This is a genomic window from Streptococcus mitis bv. 2 str. SK95, assembly GCF_000222705.1.
Classification (GTDB): domain Bacteria; phylum Bacillota; class Bacilli; order Lactobacillales; family Streptococcaceae; genus Streptococcus; species Streptococcus mitis_AY.
This window is the reverse complement of record NZ_AFUB01000015.1, coordinates 52,681-70,559: the sequence shown is the minus strand read 5'-3', so window position 1 is coordinate 70,559 and position 17,879 is coordinate 52,681. Positions and strand designations below refer to the sequence as shown.

20 protein-coding genes and 1 riboswitch are annotated in these 17,879 nt (G+C 43.2%); of the genes, 3 read left to right on the top strand and 17 right to left on the bottom strand.

Annotated features, from left to right (window positions below):
• The 14 genes from HMPREF9965_RS04900 to HMPREF9965_RS04835 all read right to left on the bottom strand — a co-directional run.
• Nucleotides 1–363: hypothetical protein (locus HMPREF9965_RS04900; RefSeq protein WP_000747473.1), on the bottom strand; the 363-nt coding region annotated here is incomplete at its 3' end.
• Between the two features lie 150 nt (nt 364–513).
• Complete coding sequence (locus HMPREF9965_RS04895; protein WP_001017373.1) at nt 514–1,281, bottom strand: acetyl-CoA carboxylase carboxyl transferase subunit alpha; 768 nt, start codon at nt 1,279–1,281, stop codon at nt 514–516.
• Nucleotides 1,278–2,144, bottom strand: a complete 867-nt coding sequence (gene accD, locus HMPREF9965_RS04890; RefSeq protein WP_001173372.1) for an acetyl-CoA carboxylase, carboxyltransferase subunit beta — start codon at nt 2,142–2,144, stop codon at nt 1,278–1,280. Before accD ends, HMPREF9965_RS04895 begins: the two co-directional genes overlap by 4 nt.
• Nucleotides 2,145–2,179: 35 nt before the next feature.
• Nucleotides 2,180–3,547, bottom strand: a complete 1,368-nt coding sequence (accC, locus tag HMPREF9965_RS04885) for an acetyl-CoA carboxylase biotin carboxylase subunit (protein ID WP_000488667.1) — start codon at nt 3,545–3,547, stop codon at nt 2,180–2,182.
• Nucleotides 3,548–3,558: 11 nt separating this feature from the next.
• The gene (fabZ, locus tag HMPREF9965_RS04880; protein WP_000565506.1) at nt 3,559–3,981 is read right to left on the bottom strand and encodes a 3-hydroxyacyl-ACP dehydratase FabZ; all 423 of its coding nucleotides are present in this window, start codon (nt 3,979–3,981) and stop codon (nt 3,559–3,561) included.
• Nucleotides 3,978–4,466 carry an acetyl-CoA carboxylase biotin carboxyl carrier protein gene (gene accB / locus HMPREF9965_RS04875; protein WP_001052299.1) on the bottom strand — a complete coding sequence of 163 codons (489 nt, stop codon included), beginning with the start codon at nt 4,464–4,466 and terminating at the stop codon, nt 3,978–3,980. The genes fabZ and accB overlap by 4 nt, the downstream gene beginning before the upstream one ends.
• A gap of 2 nt (nt 4,467–4,468) precedes the next feature.
• On the bottom strand, nt 4,469–5,704 hold the full coding sequence (fabF, locus tag HMPREF9965_RS04870) for a beta-ketoacyl-ACP synthase II (RefSeq protein WP_000774055.1): 1,236 nt from the start codon (nt 5,702–5,704) through the stop codon (nt 4,469–4,471).
• Nucleotides 5,705–5,732: 28 nt separating this feature from the next.
• Nucleotides 5,733–6,464: a 3-oxoacyl-[acyl-carrier-protein] reductase gene (gene fabG / locus HMPREF9965_RS04865; RefSeq protein WP_001177610.1), complete on the bottom strand. Its 732-nt coding sequence runs from the start codon at nt 6,462–6,464 to the stop codon at nt 5,733–5,735.
• A 45-nt stretch (nt 6,465–6,509) separates the two neighbouring features.
• Nucleotides 6,510–7,430, bottom strand: coding sequence for an ACP S-malonyltransferase (fabD, locus tag HMPREF9965_RS04860; protein ID WP_000167645.1), 921 nt, complete (start codon nt 7,428–7,430; stop codon nt 6,510–6,512).
• Entirely contained in the window at nt 7,423–8,397 is a 975-nt protein-coding gene (fabK, locus tag HMPREF9965_RS04855; RefSeq protein ID WP_000857435.1) for an enoyl-[acyl-carrier-protein] reductase FabK, read from the bottom strand. The genes fabD and fabK overlap by 8 nt, the downstream gene beginning before the upstream one ends.
• 117 nt (nt 8,398–8,514) lie before the next feature.
• The gene (locus HMPREF9965_RS04850) at nt 8,515–8,739 is read right to left on the bottom strand and encodes an acyl carrier protein (RefSeq protein ID WP_000257840.1); all 225 of its coding nucleotides are present in this window, start codon (nt 8,737–8,739) and stop codon (nt 8,515–8,517) included.
• Between the two features lie 57 nt (nt 8,740–8,796).
• Nucleotides 8,797–9,771, bottom strand: coding sequence for a beta-ketoacyl-ACP synthase III (locus HMPREF9965_RS04845; protein WP_000852977.1), 975 nt, complete (start codon nt 9,769–9,771; stop codon nt 8,797–8,799).
• On the bottom strand, nt 9,771–10,205 hold the full coding sequence (locus tag HMPREF9965_RS04840) for a MarR family winged helix-turn-helix transcriptional regulator (RefSeq protein WP_000386342.1): 435 nt from the start codon (nt 10,203–10,205) through the stop codon (nt 9,771–9,773). Before HMPREF9965_RS04840 ends, HMPREF9965_RS04845 begins: the two co-directional genes overlap by 1 nt.
• 91 nt (nt 10,206–10,296) lie before the next feature.
• Nucleotides 10,297–11,082, bottom strand: coding sequence for an enoyl-CoA hydratase (locus tag HMPREF9965_RS04835; protein ID WP_001015582.1), 786 nt, complete (start codon nt 11,080–11,082; stop codon nt 10,297–10,299).
• Between the two features lie 202 nt (nt 11,083–11,284).
• Between HMPREF9965_RS04835 and HMPREF9965_RS04830 the strand changes: the two genes are divergently transcribed.
• The 3 genes from HMPREF9965_RS04830 to serS all read left to right on the top strand — a co-directional run bounded on the left by HMPREF9965_RS04830 (nt 11,285) and on the right by serS (nt 14,511).
• Nucleotides 11,285–12,649: an aspartate kinase gene (locus tag HMPREF9965_RS04830; protein WP_000869649.1), complete on the top strand. Its 1,365-nt coding sequence runs from the start codon at nt 11,285–11,287 to the stop codon at nt 12,647–12,649.
• A 2-nt stretch (nt 12,650–12,651) separates the two neighbouring features.
• The gene (locus tag HMPREF9965_RS04825; protein WP_000079372.1) at nt 12,652–13,023 is read left to right on the top strand and encodes a DUF956 family protein; all 372 of its coding nucleotides are present in this window, start codon (nt 12,652–12,654) and stop codon (nt 13,021–13,023) included.
• Between the two features lie 213 nt (nt 13,024–13,236).
• Nucleotides 13,237–14,511, top strand: a complete 1,275-nt coding sequence (gene serS / locus HMPREF9965_RS04820; RefSeq protein ID WP_000884209.1) for a serine--tRNA ligase — start codon at nt 13,237–13,239, stop codon at nt 14,509–14,511.
• A gap of 25 nt (nt 14,512–14,536) precedes the next feature.
• Here the strand turns inward: serS and HMPREF9965_RS04815 are convergent, their stop codons facing one another.
• The 3 genes from HMPREF9965_RS04815 to HMPREF9965_RS04805 form a co-directional block, all read right to left on the bottom strand.
• Nucleotides 14,537–15,436 carry a TDT family transporter gene (locus tag HMPREF9965_RS04815; RefSeq protein ID WP_000735937.1) on the bottom strand — a complete coding sequence of 300 codons (900 nt, stop codon included), beginning with the start codon at nt 15,434–15,436 and terminating at the stop codon, nt 14,537–14,539.
• Nucleotides 15,437–15,544: 108 nt separating this feature from the next.
• The gene (locus tag HMPREF9965_RS04810; RefSeq protein WP_000206774.1) at nt 15,545–16,093 is read right to left on the bottom strand and encodes a carboxymuconolactone decarboxylase family protein; all 549 of its coding nucleotides are present in this window, start codon (nt 16,091–16,093) and stop codon (nt 15,545–15,547) included.
• Nucleotides 16,094–16,223: 130 nt separating this feature from the next.
• On the bottom strand, nt 16,224–17,546 hold the full coding sequence (locus tag HMPREF9965_RS04805; RefSeq protein WP_000891442.1) for an alanine/glycine:cation symporter family protein: 1,323 nt from the start codon (nt 17,544–17,546) through the stop codon (nt 16,224–16,226).
• Nucleotides 17,547–17,636: 90 nt separating this feature from the next.
• Nucleotides 17,637–17,725, bottom strand: a riboswitch (glycine riboswitch).
• Nucleotides 17,726–17,879: the final 154 nt, after the last annotated feature.

The window sequence follows — 17,879 nt, the reverse complement described above, 5'->3', positions numbered from 1 at the left end:
CTTCTCAAGGTTAGGCAAGGCGTACCTGTTATTATCCAAAGGAAATCCAAGAGTAAAATTGCTTTCCTTTATATTATTTATACGCCCTTTAAATGTTAGCATATAACCACCTCCTTGAGGAGTTCCATTCCCTATCTGACCAACTTCCATACTTTCCCAATCAAATTGAACACTTTCGACTTTAGGATTTCTAGCCTTTATAAAGTTCGCCATCTCCTCTTCATGCTCTTTCAAATAAGCCAACTGCTTAGCCCGTGGGCTAAGAAATACTCCTCCGAATAGATTTGTTTTCTGCGCCATCCATGCTCCTCCTCCAAAAATTACAAGTGTTAAAACTAACCAAAGCAAAGTACGTTTTTTCATGACTGTCCTCCTAATAAGAAACTTTCTATTTCTACTATTAATACACTACTGTTAACCCGTTGTCATCATTTTACCCTATTTATTCGTTTTTTTCATCTAAATACGGTTATCAAAATAGCTAGAACAAATTGTTCTAGCTTTTAAAATTTCTTAGTATTTTCTAAACCGTTGGTAACGTTCTTCGAGGAGCTGTTCCAAGGCTAAGCCTTGCAAGAGTTCAAGCTCTGCACGCAATTCATTTTTAAGATGAGCTTGCAGTTCTTTACTGGAAAGCCCTGCTTCTGAGATTACCTTGTCTACGATTCCCATTTCTAGGAGTTCGTGTGAAGTGATCTTCATCAACTCTGCCGCCTCCATAGCACGGCTCCCATCCTTCCAAAGGATAGAGGCAAAGCCTTCTGGGCTGAGTACGGCATAGATCGAATTTTCCAGCATCCAGACACGGTCAGCAACGGCTAGTGCTAATGCACCTCCAGACCCTCCTTCACCGATAATAATCGCGATGATTGGAACATTGAGATCGCTCATTTCCATCAGGTTTCGAGCGATTGCTTCCCCTTGTCCACGTTCCTCAGCTCCAACACCTGGGTAAGCTCCAGCAGTGTTGATGAAGGTTACAACTGGACGACCAAATTTTTCTGCCTGTTTCATCAAACGAAGAGCCTTGCGATAGCCTTCTGGATGGGGTTGCCCAAAGTTCCGTTTGAGATTATCATGAAGACTCTTCCCCTTTTGGATACCGACGACTGTGACCGCTTGGTCACCTAACCAGCCAATTCCACCAATGACCGCACCATCATCTCGGAAAGAGCGGTCTCCATGCAATTCGATAAATTCATCGAAGATTCCATTGGCAAAATCAAGGGCTGTCAAGCGACTTTGCTCGCGTGCCTCTCTGACTATTTTTGCAATATTCATCCGCGACTTCCTCCATGCAATCTCACTAATTTAGCAATTGTTTCTGGTAGTTCTCTACGTTTGACAATTGCATCAACAAATCCATGTTCAAGCAAAAATTCTGCCTTTTGGAAATCATCCGGCAAGGTCTCACGAACTGTATTTTCGATAACACGACGCCCAGCAAAACCAACCAAACTCTGGGGCTCCGCCAGGATAATGTCACCTTCCATAGCAAAAGAAGCTGTCACTCCGCCTGTTGTCGGATCCGTCAAAATAGTTAGGTAAAAAAGTCCGGCCTTGGAATGACGTTGAACTGCCGCAGAAATTTTAGCCATCTGCATCAAGCTCATGATTCCTTCTTGCATACGGGCTCCACCAGAAGCTGTGAAGAGTACGACTGGCAAGTTTTCTACCGTTGCATACTCAAACAAGCGCGTGATTTTTTCACCCACAACGGTTCCCATAGAAGCCATGATAAAGTTAGAATCCATGATCCCAAGGGCAACTTTTTCTCCCTTGATGCTAGCTGTACCAGTCAGGACAGCTTCATCCAGTCCTGTTTTTTCACGCATGCTAGCCAGTTTTTTCTGGTAGCCAGGAAAGTTTAATGGATCTTGAGTTTCAATACCCGTAAACATCTCTACAAAGCTGTCAGAATCAATCGTCAAATCCAAGCGTTCCTGAGCTGAAATACGGAAAGTATAGCTACAATGGGGACAAATTCGTTCGCTCCCAAGATCCTTTTGGTAAATGGTGTGTTTACAACCAGGACACTGGGAGAAGAGTTCATCCGGAACCTCAGGCTTGGCTTGTGGTTTCTGCCTTACGGAACGGTTAGGATTGATCCGAATATACTTATCCTTTTTACTAAATAGAGCCATAACTCCCCCTTTTAGTTCTCATACTGTTTGAAAGTCTATTCTTTTTCTTGGTATTTTGGCAAGAAAGTTTCCATCAAGAAGGAAGTGTCGTAGTCGCCAGCGATAACTCGGCGGTCTGAAATCAGATCCAACTGGAAGTCTGCATTGGTTTGCACTCCTTCTATATCAAGTTCATAAAGTGCCCGTTGCATCTTCATCAATGCATCAAAACGATTCTCCCCATGAACAATGATTTTAGCAATCATACTATCATAGTAAGGGGGAATGGTATAACCTGGATAAACTGCTGAGTCCACGCGCAAGCCAACTCCACCACTTGGTAGATAGAGATTGGTAATTTTACCTGGGCTTGGAGCAAAGTTAAATGCTGGATTTTCCGCATTGATCCGGCACTCGATAGCATGACCTCGTAGGACAATATCTTCTTGTTTGAAAGGTAAAGGTTGCCCGACAGCAATGCGAATCTGTTCCTTCACGATATCAACACCTGAAACAAACTCTGTGACTGGGTGTTCAACTTGCACACGAGTATTCATTTCCATGAAGTAGAAATTGCCACTCGCTTCATCGAGAAGAAATTCAATCGTCCCTGCATTTTCATAGCCTACAGACTCTGCTGCACGAACGGCTGCAGCACCAATTTCATTACGAAGGGTTTTGCCAATCGCAATGGACGGACTTTCTTCTAAGACCTTTTGGTTATTCCGTTGGAGTGAACAATCCCGTTCACCAAGATGGACAACATGACCCTCTTGGTCCGCAAGGATCTGAACTTCGATATGACGAGCTGGATAAATTACACGTTCAAGATACATAGCGCCATTCCCAAAATTGGCCTTGGCTTCACTGGATGCTGTCTCAAAGGCTGCGACCAAGTCTTCTGCCTTTTCAACCTTACGAATTCCCTTTCCACCACCACCTGCCGATGCCTTGAGCATGACTGGGTAGCCAATCTTTTCTGCAACTGCAAGTGCCTCTTCAGCCGTGTGAACTTCACCATCAGATCCTGGGATAACTGGAACCCCAGCCTTGATCATTTGCTCACGCGCATTGATCTTATCTCCCATGGTATCCATTACAGCCCCAGAAGGACCGATGAACTTAATCCCTACTTCATCACACATCGTGGCAAACTTGGAGTTTTCGCTAAGAAAACCAAAACCTGGGTGGATGGCTTCTGCTTCTGTCAAGACTGCAGCAGATAAAATAGCGTTGATATTGAGATAAGATTCTGTCGCCTTACCAGGTCCGATACAGATAGCTTCATCCGCTAGGAGTGTGTGAAGAGCTTCCTTATCAGCAGTTGAATAGACTGCTACGGTCGCAATGCCCAATTCACGTGCAGCTCGAATGATGCGAACCGCAATCTCACCACGGTTGGCAATCAAAATTTTACGAAACATGGAGAACCTCCTTAGTTTCCAATTGCAAAGGTAAGAGTACCACTCGCTGCAAGCTTACCATCTACTTCAGCCTTTGCTTCAACCACAGCAATCGTCCCACGACGTTTGACAAAAGTAGCCGTCATGACTAATTGATCACCTGGTACAACTTGCTTCTTAAACTTGACCTTGTCCATGCCAGCGTAAAAGACCAGCTTTCCTTTGTTTTCAGGCTTAGACAATTCCAAGACACCAGCAGTCTGGGCCAAGGCTTCCATAATAAGAACACCTGGCATGACTGGGTATTGTGGAAAATGACCATTGAAGAAAGGTTCGTTGATAGTGACATTTTTAATGGCAACAATGGTATCCTCGCTCGCTTCCAAGACACGATCCACTAGGAGCATAGGGTAGCGATGGGGTAGAGCTTCTTTGATTCCTTGAATATCGATCATTTGATACGTACCAATCCTTTACCGAACTCGACCATTTCTTCATTTGAAACGAGAATTTCTGTCACCACACCATCCTTAGGTGCAGGAATCTCATTCATGACTTTCATGGCTTCGATGATCACCAAAGTCTGACCTTTTTTAACACTGTCTCCGACTGTGACAAAAGCAGGTTTATCTGGTCCAGCAGCCAAGTAAGCCACCCCTACAAGTGGGCTTTCAACAACATCTCCCTCTGGAGCAACAGTCGTTTCAGCTGGTGCTGGAGCTTCTTCCACAGCACTCTCTACTGGAGTTGAAGGGGCCGAAACTACTGGACTAGCAACCACTGCAGCTGGCACTGGAGCAACTTGAGCTGGTGCTTCAGAAGCCATTCTTGCTTCATTCTTACTGAACTGCAATTCGTCCGTTCCGTTTTTATAAGAAAATTCTCTCAAACTTGATTGGTCAAATTGAGCCATCAAGTCCTTGATCTCATTTAAATTCATAATTATTTATTCTCCCAACGTTTGAAAGCAAGAACCGCATTGTGTCCACCAAAACCAAAAGTGTTTGAAATAGCATAAGGGATTTCCTGCTCCAAGCCTTGTCCATAAACGACATTCGCTTCGATATAGTCTGATAACTCGCTTGTTCCAGCTGTCATTGGTACATAGTTATGACGCATGGCTTCAATTGTAGCGATGGCTTCTACTGCCCCTGCAGCACCAAGCAAGTGTCCTGTAAAGGACTTGGTTGAAGATACAGGTACTTCTTTACCAAGGACAGCTACGATTGCACCACTTTCTCCTTTTTCATTAGCAGGAGTTGAAGTTCCGTGGGCATTGACGTAAGCCACTTGGTCTGGAGAAATTTCTGCTTCTTCCAAAGCCAGTTTAATAGCCTTAATCGCGCCTTGGCCTTCTGGATGTGGAGAAGTCATGTGGTAAGCATCACAGGTATTACCATAACCAACTACTTCAGCTAAGATAGTCGCACCACGTTTTTCAGCGTGTTCCAGACTTTCAAGAACCAGCATCCCTGAACCTTCTCCCATCACAAAGCCGTTACGGTCTTTATCAAATGGAATAGAAGCACGGGTAGGATCTTCTGTCGTAGAAAGAGCTGTCAAAGCTTGGAAACCAGCGATAGCAAAAGGAGTGATAGATGATTCTGATCCACCAACTAACATGACATCTTGGAAACCAAACTTGATAGAACGGAAGGCATCACCAATGGCATCGTTTGATGAGGCACAGGCTGTATTGATTGATTTACAGATACCGTTTGCTCCGAAGCGCATCGCAACATTTCCTGAAGCCATATTTGGCAAGGCTTTTGGAAGTGTCATTGGCTTAACGCGTTTTGGACCTTTTTCATGAAGACGGATAACCTGATCTTCGATTTCTTTAATTCCCCCAATACCAGAAGCAACGATGACACCAAAGCGATCTTTATTGATTGCTTCTACATCAAGATTTGCATTTGTCACCGCTTCTTGAGCCGCATACAAGGCATACAAAGAATAGTTATCAAAACGGTTGGTATCTTTTTTGACAAAGTATTTATCAAATGGAAAATCTTGAACTTCTGCCGCATTGTGCACAGCAAATTCGCTGTGGTCAAACTTAGTGATTTCTCCAATTCCAATTTTCCCAGTTTGCAAACTGTTCCAAAATTCTTCTGGAGTATTTCCGATAGGAGAGGTTAATCCGTAACCTGTTACTACAACTCGATTTAGTTTCATCTGTCTTACCTATATCTTTCCTTATTTTTTACATGCTAAGTCCGCCATCAACAGCGAGAACTTGTCCAGTCAAATAATCCTGTTCGGCCAGGAACACTGTAGCATCTGCGATATGATCTGCTTGACCAAACTGTTTCATTGGGATTTGTGCCAATGTCGCTTCCTTGACCTTATCAGATAAAACAGCAGTCATATCTGACTCGATCATCCCTGGTGCAAGAGCATTTACGCGTACATTGCGATTGGCAACCTCACGTGCTACTGACTTGGTAAACCCAATCAAACCTGCTTTAGAAGCTGCATAGTTGGCCTGCCCGATATTTCCCATCAAACCGACCACACTGGACATATTGATAATCGCACCTTCACGTGCCTTAATCATCTGTTTCAAGACTGCTTGCGTCATGTTAAAGGCACCTGTCAAGTTGATCTTAATCACTTTTTCAAAGTCTTCCTCGGTCATCTTGAGCATAAGAGTATCCTGAGTAATCCCAGCATTGTTGACCAAGACATCGACAGAACCGAGTTCTGCAATCGCTTGATTTACCATACGCTTGGCATCTGCAAAGTCTGAAACATCACCTGAGATCGGTACTACTTTGACGCCATAGTTTGAAAACTCAGCCAGCAAGTCTTCTGAGATTGCTCCTCGACTATTCAAAACTACATTCGCACCTAGTTGGGCAAATTTGTGAGCAATGGCAAGTCCGATACCACGACTTGAACCTGTTACAAAGACATTTTTGTTTGTAAGTTGCATTCTATCTCTCCTGTTTCCTGTTGTATTTTGTGGGAGAAGGGATTTCTAGTTTCCTAGAAAAACATCCAAGCTTGCTTGGTTTTCAACGTTAGCTAGCTTAGCTGATTTATCAATCTTTTTGACAAAGCCTGATAGGACCTTACCAGGACCAATTTCAATAAAGTTGGTTACCCCAGCATCCTGCATCACAGCAATACTTTCATAAAAACGAACAGGTTCTTTCACCTGACGCGTCAAGAGCTCTTGGATTCGACCTTTTTCCATAACAGCAGCTTCCGTATTGCCAACTAGTGGGCAAGTAAAATCAGAGAAACTCACTCCCTCAAGAGCTCCAGCTAATTGCTGACTGGCTGGCTCAAGAAGGGCTGTATGGAAAGGACCAGATACATTTAAAGGAATCAATCGTTTTGCTCCTGCTTCCTGCAAGAGTTCAACTGCGCGGTCAACCGCAGCCACCTCACCACCGATAACGATTTGGCTTGGGGTGTTGTAGTTAGCTGGAGTCACTACTCCAACTTTAGAGGCTGTTTCACAAGCTTCCTCAATCACTTCAACTGGAGTATTAAGAACGGCAACCATCTTTCCAGAGCCTGCAGGTGCAGCCTCTTCCATATAAGCACCACGCTTAGCAACCAAGGCAACTGCCTCTTCAAAGTCCAAGGCACCACTTGCTACAAGAGCAGAATATTCCCCAAGAGACAATCCTGCTACCATATCTGGCTGGTAGCCCTTTTCTTTCAATAGTCGGTAAATAGAAACCGAAGTCGCTAAAATAGCTGGTTGCGTATAGCGAGTCTGGTTTAACTTGGCTTCTTCCTTATCAATCAAATCACGAAGGTCATAACCCAAAACCTGACTGGCTTGGTCAATTGTTTCCTTGACGATAGGATAGCGATCATAGAGATCACGCCCCATCCCTAGATACTGAGCACCTTGACCCGCAAATAGAAAGGCTGTTTTAGTCATTTCTTACAACTCCTGCCCAACGAGAGGCTTCTTCTTGAATTTTCTTGGCTGCGCCATAGTATAGATCTTTTAGGATTTCTTCGACAGTTTCCTCTTTAGAAACCAAACCAGCGATCTGACCTGCCATGACAGATCCACCTTCTACATCTCCATGAACAACAGCTTTAGCAAGAGCACCAGCCCCCATTTGTTCAAAGATTTCCAAGTCTGGATTTTCTTGTTTAAAGGCATCTTTTTCAGCCTGTTCAAAGTCACGTGTCAACTGATTTTTAATGGCACGAACAGCATGTCCAAAGTGTTGAGCTGAAATAGTCGTATCGATATCACGCGCTTTTAAGATTTTTTCCTTGTATTTTGGATGGGCGTTAGATTCCTTAGCTACTACGAAACGCGTACCGACTTGAACGGCCTCTGCACCAAGCATAAAGCCTGCAGCGACACCTTCACCGTCCGCAATTCCTCCAGCTGCGATAACCGGAATTGAAACAGCTGCAGCAACTTGACGTACCAAGGTCATCGTTGTTAATTTACCAATATGTCCACCGGCTTCCATTCCTTCTGCAATAACTGCATCTGCACCAATTTTTTCCATGCGTTTTGCCAAAGCAACACTTGGAACAACAGGAATAACTGTAATTCCTGCATCATGGAAACGAGTCATGTATTTACTTGGATTTCCTGCACCAGTTGTAACCACCTTGACCCCTTCTTCAATCACGAGATCAACGATGTCTTCTACAAAAGGTGACAAGAGCATGATGTTGACACCAAAAGGTTTGTCCGTAAGTAATTTGATTTTATCGATATTAGCCTTTACGACCTCTTTAGGTGCATTTCCACCACCGATAATTCCCAGACCACCAGCTTTTGATACCGCACCAGCCAAGTCACCATCCGCAACCCAGGCCATTCCTCCTTGAAAAATAGGATAATCAATGTTCAATAATTCTGTAATACGTGTTTTCATAGTGCCTCTATCATTCCTTGCTTACGTAATAGTTCGATGAATTTATCATTTGAGTTTCAAACTATTACCTAAACAAGAGGGAGCGGGTCTCCCCTACTCCTTCTAGTAATATGTTAATTATTTTGTTTGCTCTTCAACGTAGGCAACCAAGTCACCAACTGTTTTCAAGTTATCTTCTGCTTCGATTTGGATATCGAAAGCATCTTCGATTTCAGAGATTACTTGGAACAAGTCCAATGAATCTGCATCCAAATCATCAAAAGTAGATTCAAGTGTTACTTCTGATGCGTCTTTCCCAAGTTCTTCAACGATAATTTCTTGTACTTTTTCAAATACTGCCATGATAGGACTCCTTTAAAATATAAAAAATTTATAACTATGTGTTTACCACATGATTACCTAAATTGTAAGAATGAGTGTGCCCCATGTCAAACCTCCACCGAAGCCTGATAGGAGAATCGTCTGGCTACCATCTAAACGAATCATGCCATTCTCCACACACTCTGAGAGCAAAATCGGGATACTTGCTGCACTGGTATTTCCATACTCCATCATATTGGCAGGAAGCTTGTCTCGGTCTACACCGATCTTCTTAGCCATCTTATCCAAAATGCGGATATTTGCCTGATGAAGCAAGAGATAATCCAAGTCCGATGCTGCGATTGGACCATTTTCAATGGTTTCTTTGATCGATCTAGCAACATCTCGATTTGCAAAATCAAAAACTGCTCGTCCATCCATCTTCAGAAAAGCAGGAACTGCCTCTTGATCTGAGAAGGGCGAAGTCAGAGCCGTTTGGCCATAGGTCAAACACTCGCTCCGAGAGCCATCCGTATAGAGACTTTCCACAAGGAAGTGACGTGTTTCGCTCGCTTCCAAGAGAACCCCACCTGCACCATCTCCAAAGAGAACAGCTGTCGAACGATCAGACCAGTCAACCGCCTTGGATAAGGTCTCAGCTCCGATAACAATCCCTTTTTTGAACTGTCCAGCTGTCAGAAACTTCTCAGCAGTTGAGAGAGCAAATACAAAGCCACTACAAGCTGCCGTCAGATCAAAGGCGAAAGCTCTATGCGCTCCAATATTTGCCTGAACCCGAGCCGCCGTAGAAGGCATCATCGAGTCTGGGGTAATCGTCGCTACAATGATAAAATCAATCTGATCCGCTTTTATGCTCGCCTTAGCCAGCAAACTCTTGGCAACTTCTGTCGCCAAATCACTCGTTGACTCCGTTTTTGAAATATGTCTCTGTTTAATTCCTGTACGGCTTGAAATCCACTCATCGCTTGTATCCATGATTTGGGCCAAGTCTTGATTAGTGACCACTTGCTCTGGAACATAATGAGCAACCTGGCTTATTTTTGCAAAAGCCATTATTTCAAATCCTCCAAAAATTGATAAAGATTAGTCAAACCCCTGCCCATCACTTCTATTTCTTCAGAACTCATACCATCGATAATTTTTTCGACCATGGCCTTGTGGAAACGTTTATGAAGACGGTGAACCAAACGACCTTTCTTTGTCAAATGCAGGTAGACCACACGACGATCCTGATCAGAACGAATGCGCTCAACATAACCTTTTCTTTCGAGATTATTCAAGCTGGTCGTAACAGTTCCAAGAGTTACCATTAGTTCTTTAGAAACCTTACTTGGCGTTGCCTCCGGAAACTTGCCAATCACATCAATCGTGTGCATTTCTTTGATGGAGATGTCTTTGAAACGACTACCTCGTAAGCTAACCTCCTCAATCACAAGGACATTATTAAAAATAGATGTTAAATACTCATTCACTTGTTGGTAGTCCAAAGTATTCCCTCCTTCTCAAAAAAAACTTTTGTATTCAAAACATTTGACACAAAAAGTATATCAAACTTCAAAGAATTGTGCAAGTATTTTTTTATTTTCCTGAAAATTTTGGTCGTCTTCTTTCAGAATGAGCTCGGACTCCTTCTTTAAAATCTTCAGTCAAAGACAAAGATTCTTGCAGTTTCAATTCCAGTTCAGCATAATTCTGCCAATCCTTAAATTGGCTTTCCCAAACCAACTTTTTAATGGCTGCGTATGAGTTTGCTGAGCCTCGTCTTAATTTCTTCAGAACTTGTTCTCTTGTCTTTTCTAGCTTATCTGCCTCGCAGACACGGTATACCACGCCCCATTCCAGTGCTTTTTCCGCAGTCAAAGCTTCTCCTGTCATGGCAAGTTGCGCAGCTCGTGTTACCCCGATACTACGACTCAAGAGATAGATCCCACCAGCGTCTGGCGCCAAGCCAACTCCGACAAAGGCTTGGATGAATTTTGCCTTGTCAGTCGCCAAGCAAAAATCAACCGCTACTGCCATATTTGCTGCAGCGCCAGCAACCGCTCCATCTACCTCCATCAAAACAGGTTTAGGAATTTGCTTGATTTTAAAAGAAATTGTATTGACTAATTCTGCAATCTTATTCAAAGAAGGAATGTCATCCTCATCCACTGCACGCTTCATCTCAACCAAATCTCCCCCAACTGAAAAGACCTTCCCATTCGCGTTAATCAAGATAAACTGAACAGCTTGATCCTGTTCTGCTAAGGTTAAAGCTTCTAAAATCTCCTCACACATTGGGATATGGAAACCATTTGCCACTTCGGGACGATTCAAAGTAATGATAGCAAGATCATCTAGGATCTGATATAGGATATGATTCATAGCTTCTCCTTTTATAAGGTGATAAAATTATTTCATTGTCAAAGTATACCTTTTTTTAGATAAAGAGGCAAGAGAAAACCAATCGAAAGTGTCTCGGCTGAACAAAACACTCACTTTATCCTAAAGACTATACTATTTTCTTCATTGAAAAAAGCCCCTCTTTCTGCTATAATCGTATAAAATACTTACTTGAGGAGTCCCTATGAAGGTTGTAAAATTTGGCGGAAGCTCTCTTGCCTCTGCTAGTCAGTTAGAAAAAGTTTTAAACATCGTTAAAAGCGATAAAGAGCGCCGTTTTGTGGTCGTTTCTGCACCGGGTAAACGCAATTCTGAGGATACCAAGGTTACAGATGCCTTGATCAAATACTATCGTGATTATGTAGCGGGAAATGATATCAGCAAGAGCCAAAATTGGATCATCGATCGCTATGCGGCTATGGTGAGCGAACTAGGCTTAAAACCATCAGTTCTAGAAAAAATTTCTAAAAGTATCCGTGCCTTAGCGACTCTTCCTATTGAGGAAAATGACTTTCTCTATGACACCTTCCTAGCGGCTGGAGAAAACAACAACGCCAAACTTATTGCAGCCTACTTTAACCAAAACGGCATCGATGCGCGCTATGTTCATCCAAGAGAAGCTGGAATTATCGTAACAAGCGAACCTGGAAATGCTCGCATCATTCCATCTAGCTATGACAAGATTGAAGGCTTGGCTGACAGCAACGAAGTCCTTGTTATTCCTGGTTTCTTTGGGGTCACTAAGGAAAATCAAATCTGTACCTTCTCCCGTGGTGGATCCGACATAACTGGTTCCATCATCGCTGCCGGTGTCAAAGCCGACCTCTACGAAAACTTTACAGATGTCGATGGTATCTTTGCTGCCCATCCAGGTATCATTCACCAGCCTCATTCTATCCCTGAATTGACCTACCGTGAAATGCGTGAGTTGGCTTATGCAGGTTTCTCAGTCCTTCACGATGAAGCCCTTCTACCCGCTTACCGTGGGAAAATTCCTCTGGTTATCAAAAATACCAACAACCCTGACCATCCGGGTACTCGTATCGTTCTAAAGCATAGCAGTGATAAATTCCCAGTCGTTGGAATCGCTGGTGATTCTGGCTTTGTCAGCATCAACATGTCTAAATACCTCATGAACCGCGAAGTCGGGTTTGGTCGCAAGGTTCTTCAAATCCTTGAGGACCTCAATATCGGTTGGGAGCACATGCCTACAGGTATCGACGATCTTTCAATCATCCTCCGCTCCCGTGAATTGACTCCTATCAAAGAAGAAGAAATTCTGCGTCAGCTCGTTCAAAAGGCTGAAGTGGACCATGCTGAGATCGAACATGACCTTTCAATCATTATGATTGTCGGAGAAAAGATGAAGAGTCATATCGGGGTAACTGCTACTGCAACACGTGCTTTGTCTGAAAATAAAATCAACATCCAGATGATGTCCCAAGGTTCAAGTGAAGTTTCCATCATGTTTGTTGTCAATAAAGATCAAGAAAAAGCGGCTATCAAGGCTCTCTACCATGCCTTTTTCGATGAAAGTAAGGAAGACTAATCATGGCCCAATCTCTCAATAAAGTCATTGACCTGCAAACTACTGGGACATCTTACCTCTCTATCTCCGGAAAAGTTGGAAAATTTCTAGTTGGGGATCAAGCCTTGGAGTTTTATCCTGATGTCAATGTCGAACAATATATCCAAATTCCCTGGTCCAGCATTCAGCAAATCGGAGCCAACGTAACTGGCCGCAAAATCAGTCGCCACTTTGAAGTCTTCACCGATCAAGGAAAATTCCTCTTTGCCTCAAAAGACTCTGGGACTATCCTCAAAATCGCTCGGGAAAAACTTGGCAATGACAAAGTTGTGAAACTTCCTACTTTACTCCAGACCATTGGACAAAAATTTAAAAATCTATTTGCAAAAAAGTAGAAACTTTAGTATAATCATAGCAACGGATAAGTAGGTTATCCTCTTCTTTCAGAAAGTCTGCGGTTGCTGCGAGCAGATAGAGGAGATAAGTGAAATTCTACCGTTATCAACAATTAAATACAGAATCAAGTGCACACCTGTGAAGTTGGATGGAACCGTGGCTCTGCCACTCCAACGCTTTGTTAGGTGTGCTTTTTTCATAAAGGAGTTCTTATGTTAGATATTAAACGTATTCGTACAGACTTTGATGCTGTCGCTGAAAAATTGGCTACACGTGGTGTAGATGCTGCTATCCTTAACGAGATGAAAGAAATCGACGCTAAACGTCGTGATATCTTGGTCAAGGTCGAAAACCTCAAGGCAGAACGTAACACAGTTTCTGCTGAAATTGCCCAAGCTAAGCGTAACAAGGAAAATGCCGATGACAAGATCGCTGCAATGCAAGCTCTCTCCGCTGAAATAAAAGCTCTTGATGCTGAATTGGCAGAAATCGATGCTAAATTGACAGAATTTACTACTACTCTTCCAAACATCCCAGCTGACAGTGTTCCTGTTGGGGCTGATGAAGACGACAATGTGGAAGTTCGCCGTTGGGGCACTCCACGCGAATTTGACTTCGAACCAAAAGCTCACTGGGATCTTGGGGAAGACCTTGGTATCCTTGACTGGGAACGTGGCGGTAAAGTAACAGGCGCTCGCTTCCTCTTCTATAAAGGACTTGGGGCTCGTTTGGAACGTGCTATCTACAACTTCATGTTGGATGAACATGGAAAAGAGGGCTATACTGAAGTCATCACACCTTACATGGTTAACCATGACTCTATGTTTGGTACTGGTCAATATCCAAAATTCAAGGAAGATACTTTTGAATTGAAAGACACTAATTATGTCCTCATTCCTACAGCTGAAGTGCCTCTTACAAACTACTACCGTGATGAAATCCTTGATGGGAAAGACCTACCAATCTACTTTACTGCTATGAGTCCATCATTCCGTTCTGAGGCTGGTTCTGCTGGTCGTGATACGCGTGGCTTGATTCGTCTGCACCAATTCCACAAGGTTGAGATGGTCAAATTTGCCAAACCAGAAGAATCATATGAAGAATTGGAAAAAATGACAGCCAACGCTGAAAACATCCTTCAAAAACTCAACCTTCCATACCGTGTGGTCGCGCTCTCTACTGGAGACATGGGCTTCTCAGCTGCCAAGACTTACGATTTGGAAGTTTGGATTCCAGCACAAAATACCTACCGTGAAATCTCAAGCTGTTCAAATACAGAAGATTTCCAAGCCCGTCGTGCTCAAATCCGTTACCGTGATGAAGCAGACGGCAAGGTGAAATTACTTCACACTTTGAACGGTTCTGGACTTGCAGTTGGACGTACAGTAGCCGCTATTCTTGAAAACTACCAAAATGCAGATGGTTCTGTGACCATCCCTGAAGTTCTTCGTCCATACATGGGTGGAGCTGAAGTTATCAAACCATAAAAAATAAGGCCTAGCTAGAAGATAGCTAGACCTTTTTTCGTAACCAAATCAGGTAAGCGCCTAATACAAAGAATAAAATAGTGAGGCATATAACAGTTTCAGCAAACACCAGATAATCCAGAAAAGGAAGTTTCAAAATTCCCTGAGCCATCTTGAGCGAAGTAGCTGTGATAATGGTTGGAAAAGTGAGGGCTGAGAATGCTGGTTGAAAGCCTTGTTTTAGAATATTAGGCAGGCGAGTCAAAACAAAGAAAAAGAAGGACTGAGATGCCAAAATCATGACGATCAAGAGCCAAGTCGGTAGGCCTGCTCCTCCAACTCGAACTAGAGAAGCTAAGAGCAACGAAAAAGGAGCACAGTAGATCCCTTCTTGTCCAAGCAAGGCTACTGGGAGTGGAGTTTTCTTTAAATCCCTATAAATAAGGGGATAAAGATAGAAGGTCAAGACAAAACCGAAACTCAAGGTTGCATAGGCAATTTCAACGATGCCTACCAGAGGATAGGTCAGGGCAGCTACTGCTATCCCCACATAGAGCACCGTCCAGCTTGGAGTCGCTTTGACCCTCCGACCCGGACAGGCAAATTTGATGGTAAAGTAAGTGATTAAAGCGAGGTCCAAGAGAAAGGAAAACCACCAGAGCCCTTGTGATATCAAAGGAAGATGAGGGAACAAACGAAAGACATAAGTCGATAAAATCATCCCAGCCATGGGAAAGGTAGCCATTCCAGATAAAAGAGGGGGCTTGGTCAATTCTTGCTTGGTTTCTTCCCAATTAAAAAGATGAAGAATCAGAAAGAAAATCCACAAAACTAAATCAGTCAGACTCAATAAATGCGAAAAAACGGGCCAAGTATCCGCAATCAAGTTTCCTGCACCTGCCAAACCTAACAAACAACCAGAAAATACCAAGGGAAGTTTTTTCATGGCAACCTCCGTTAATCATATTATTATCAGTATAGCATAAAAGTCTTTAAAATAGCATAGAAAAATGAAGACTGGATGAATCAGCCTTCATTTTATTTATGATTCGAACTAGGCATAAGGTTGTAATTCTGGGTTAATAGGCGTATTGGCTAGGTTGTTAGCATAGTTGCAAAGGCTAGCAAGACTAACACCTAGAACCACATCCAAGGCATTTTGTTGTGTATAGCCAGCTTCTAAGAATTCAGCCAAGGCTTCATCTCCTACACGACCCTTGGTATTGATGACCGCCAAGGTAAACTTAGCTAGAGTATCTAGTTTTGGATCTGTCTCAATTGGAGTACGGTTGCGGAGGGCTTGAAGAAGATCATCATTCATCTGGATTTGTTTGATTGAAAAGGCTGTGTGACCTGCGACGCAGAAAGCACAACCATTGGTTACGGCGGCTGTGATTTGCACCACTTCTCTCTCAACTGGGGTTAGGCTATTGCGACGGTTGATGGCTCCGACAGTTCGGTAGGCTTCAAGCGCGGTTGGGGCATTGGCCAAGAGACCGATTAGGTTGGGAATATAGCCATTGTTATCTTTTTGTACTGTTTCAAGAACTTCTTTCACTTCTGCTGGTGCTGATTCTACTGTGTGGATGGTAAATGTTGTCATAAGAAACCTCTTTTCATTTTGTTGTCATTTAGTCTATCATAGAATTTCCCCCTTGGATAATATATATTTTCAATTGCCTTGATAGGAAATGTTTATGAAATGAAAAAATCACACGAAAAGTGTGATTGGGTTAGTGTTTAAAATACTTTTTAGTCTCAGCAATGACGACTGGCGACAAGACTAAGAGGGCAATCAAGTTTGGTAAAGCCATCAAGGCATTGACGATATCTGCGATAATCCAGACCATATCCAGCTCGATAAATCCTCCCAACAAGACCATGAGTACAAAGACCACACGGTAGAGCCAGATAAAGCGAACTCCAAAGAGAAACTCAAAACAGCGCTCTCCGTAATAGTTCCAACCGAGAATTGTCGTAAAGGCAAAGAGCACAAGGAAAATAGTCAAAAGAGCAGGACCAAAATGTGAAAAAACTGTTGAAAAGGCTGACTGGGTCAAGGCAACCCCATTTAAATCACCGCTCCAAACACCAGTTACCAAGATTGTCAGACCTGTAAGAGTACAGATAATCAGGGTATCAATAAAGGTTCCTGTCATGGAAATCAACCCTTGCTCTACTGGTTCATTTGTCTTAGCTGCAGCCGCTGCAATCGGAGCTGAACCAAGACCAGATTCATTAGAGAAGACTCCTCGCGCCACACCATTTTGGATAGCCATCCGAATGCTGGCACCTGCAAAACCACCTACCGCAGCAGCTGGACTAAAGGCTGAAGTAAAAATGAGGGCAAGTGTGGCCGGGATTTTCTCGATATTAAAGAGAATAACTGTAAGAGTTCCCAGAATATAGACAATAGCCATAAATGGAACCACTGCTGTCGAAACTTTTGATATGGATTTGAGACCACCAAAGACGGCAATCCCTACAAAAATGGATAAAATCAGAGCCGTGATAGCTGGATCAACTTGGGCTGTATTTTGAATGGATTCTGTAATCGAATTGACTTGGGTAAAGGTACCAATCCCTAGAAGGGCTACCAATACACCCGCTAGGGCAAAGAAGATAGCAAGTGGACGCCACTTTTCTCCCATCCCCAAAAGGATGTAATGCATGGGTCCTCCAGCCACAGCTCCATTTGCATCCTTGCTACGGTATTTGATTGCCAGCAAGCCTTCAGCATACTTGGTTGCCATCCCAAAGAAGGCAGCCATCCACATCCAAAAGAGAGCGCCTGGTCCCCCAACCTTAATGGCTGTCGCGACCCCGATGATGTTTCCTGTACCAACGGTGGCGGCTAGAGCCGTACATAAAGCGGCAAAGCTCGACACATCGCCATGTCCCTTATCCTTGGTAAAGATCAACTGAAAGGCCTTAGGAAGACGAGCCACCTGCAAAAGGCCTAGTCGGATGGTCAAATAGATACCCGTTCCGACCAATAAGATCAAGAGGGGAGGCCCCCAAACGAAAGCATCAAGTGCTTTAAGCAATTCTAACATATCCTACTCCTATCTTTTCAACCCCAAAAGAAAGAGCACATGCAAGATACATGTACTCTGGAATGCTTAGATAAATGCCTAAAAGCGGTCTATCCTAGCTCTGTCCTTTTACCTGAGAGTTTGAGCAGTTACCTGCCTTGCCCCTTCGGTGCCTTTACGGTCTCTCCAGAGTTCCGTCCATTTACAGTCATGGAAAACAAACCTTTCTCCACTTCTATTAAACTTCATTCGGTGTTGGTATTTTATTTTTTATTATTTTACAAGAAAAGTTAGTTTTTGTCAATATTTTCTATGAAAATTTTTAGTTTTCATTTCTTTTTTTCAGAAAGATTG

Bases quoted from the DNA above. Each gene is read 5' to 3' on its own strand.
- HMPREF9965_RS04895 (WP_001017373.1), bottom strand. From the start codon at position 1,281: ATGAATATTGCAAAAATAGTCAGAGAGGCACGCGAGCAAAGTCGCTTG.
- accD (WP_001173372.1), bottom strand. From the start codon at position 2,144: ATGGCTCTATTTAGTAAAAAGGATAAGTATATTCGGATCAATCCTAAC.
- accC (WP_000488667.1), bottom strand. From the start codon at position 3,547: ATGTTTCGTAAAATTTTGATTGCCAACCGTGGTGAGATTGCGGTTCGC.
- fabZ (WP_000565506.1), bottom strand. From the start codon at position 3,981: ATGATCGATATTCAAGGAATCAAAGAAGCTCTACCCCATCGCTACCCT.
- accB (WP_001052299.1), bottom strand. From the start codon at position 4,466: ATGAATTTAAATGAGATCAAGGACTTGATGGCTCAATTTGACCAATCA.
- fabF (WP_000774055.1), bottom strand. From the start codon at position 5,704: ATGAAACTAAATCGAGTTGTAGTAACAGGTTACGGATTAACCTCTCCT.
- fabG (WP_001177610.1), bottom strand. From the start codon at position 6,464: ATGCAACTTACAAACAAAAATGTCTTTGTAACAGGTTCAAGTCGTGGT.
- fabD (WP_000167645.1), bottom strand. From the start codon at position 7,430: ATGACTAAAACAGCCTTTCTATTTGCGGGTCAAGGTGCTCAGTATCTA.
- fabK (WP_000857435.1), bottom strand. From the start codon at position 8,397: ATGAAAACACGTATTACAGAATTATTGAACATTGATTATCCTATTTTT.
- HMPREF9965_RS04850 (WP_000257840.1), bottom strand. From the start codon at position 8,739: ATGGCAGTATTTGAAAAAGTACAAGAAATTATCGTTGAAGAACTTGGG.
- HMPREF9965_RS04845 (WP_000852977.1), bottom strand. From the start codon at position 9,771: ATGGCTTTTGCAAAAATAAGCCAGGTTGCTCATTATGTTCCAGAGCAA.
- HMPREF9965_RS04835 (WP_001015582.1), bottom strand. From the start codon at position 11,082: ATGAATCATATCCTATATCAGATCCTAGATGATCTTGCTATCATTACT.
- HMPREF9965_RS04830 (WP_000869649.1), top strand. From the start codon at position 11,285: ATGAAGGTTGTAAAATTTGGCGGAAGCTCTCTTGCCTCTGCTAGTCAG.
- HMPREF9965_RS04825 (WP_000079372.1), top strand. From the start codon at position 12,652: ATGGCCCAATCTCTCAATAAAGTCATTGACCTGCAAACTACTGGGACA.
- serS (WP_000884209.1), top strand. From the start codon at position 13,237: ATGTTAGATATTAAACGTATTCGTACAGACTTTGATGCTGTCGCTGAA.
- HMPREF9965_RS04815 (WP_000735937.1), bottom strand. From the start codon at position 15,436: ATGAAAAAACTTCCCTTGGTATTTTCTGGTTGTTTGTTAGGTTTGGCA.
- HMPREF9965_RS04810 (WP_000206774.1), bottom strand. From the start codon at position 16,093: ATGACAACATTTACCATCCACACAGTAGAATCAGCACCAGCAGAAGTG.
- HMPREF9965_RS04805 (WP_000891442.1), bottom strand. From the start codon at position 17,546: ATGTTAGAATTGCTTAAAGCACTTGATGCTTTCGTTTGGGGGCCTCCC.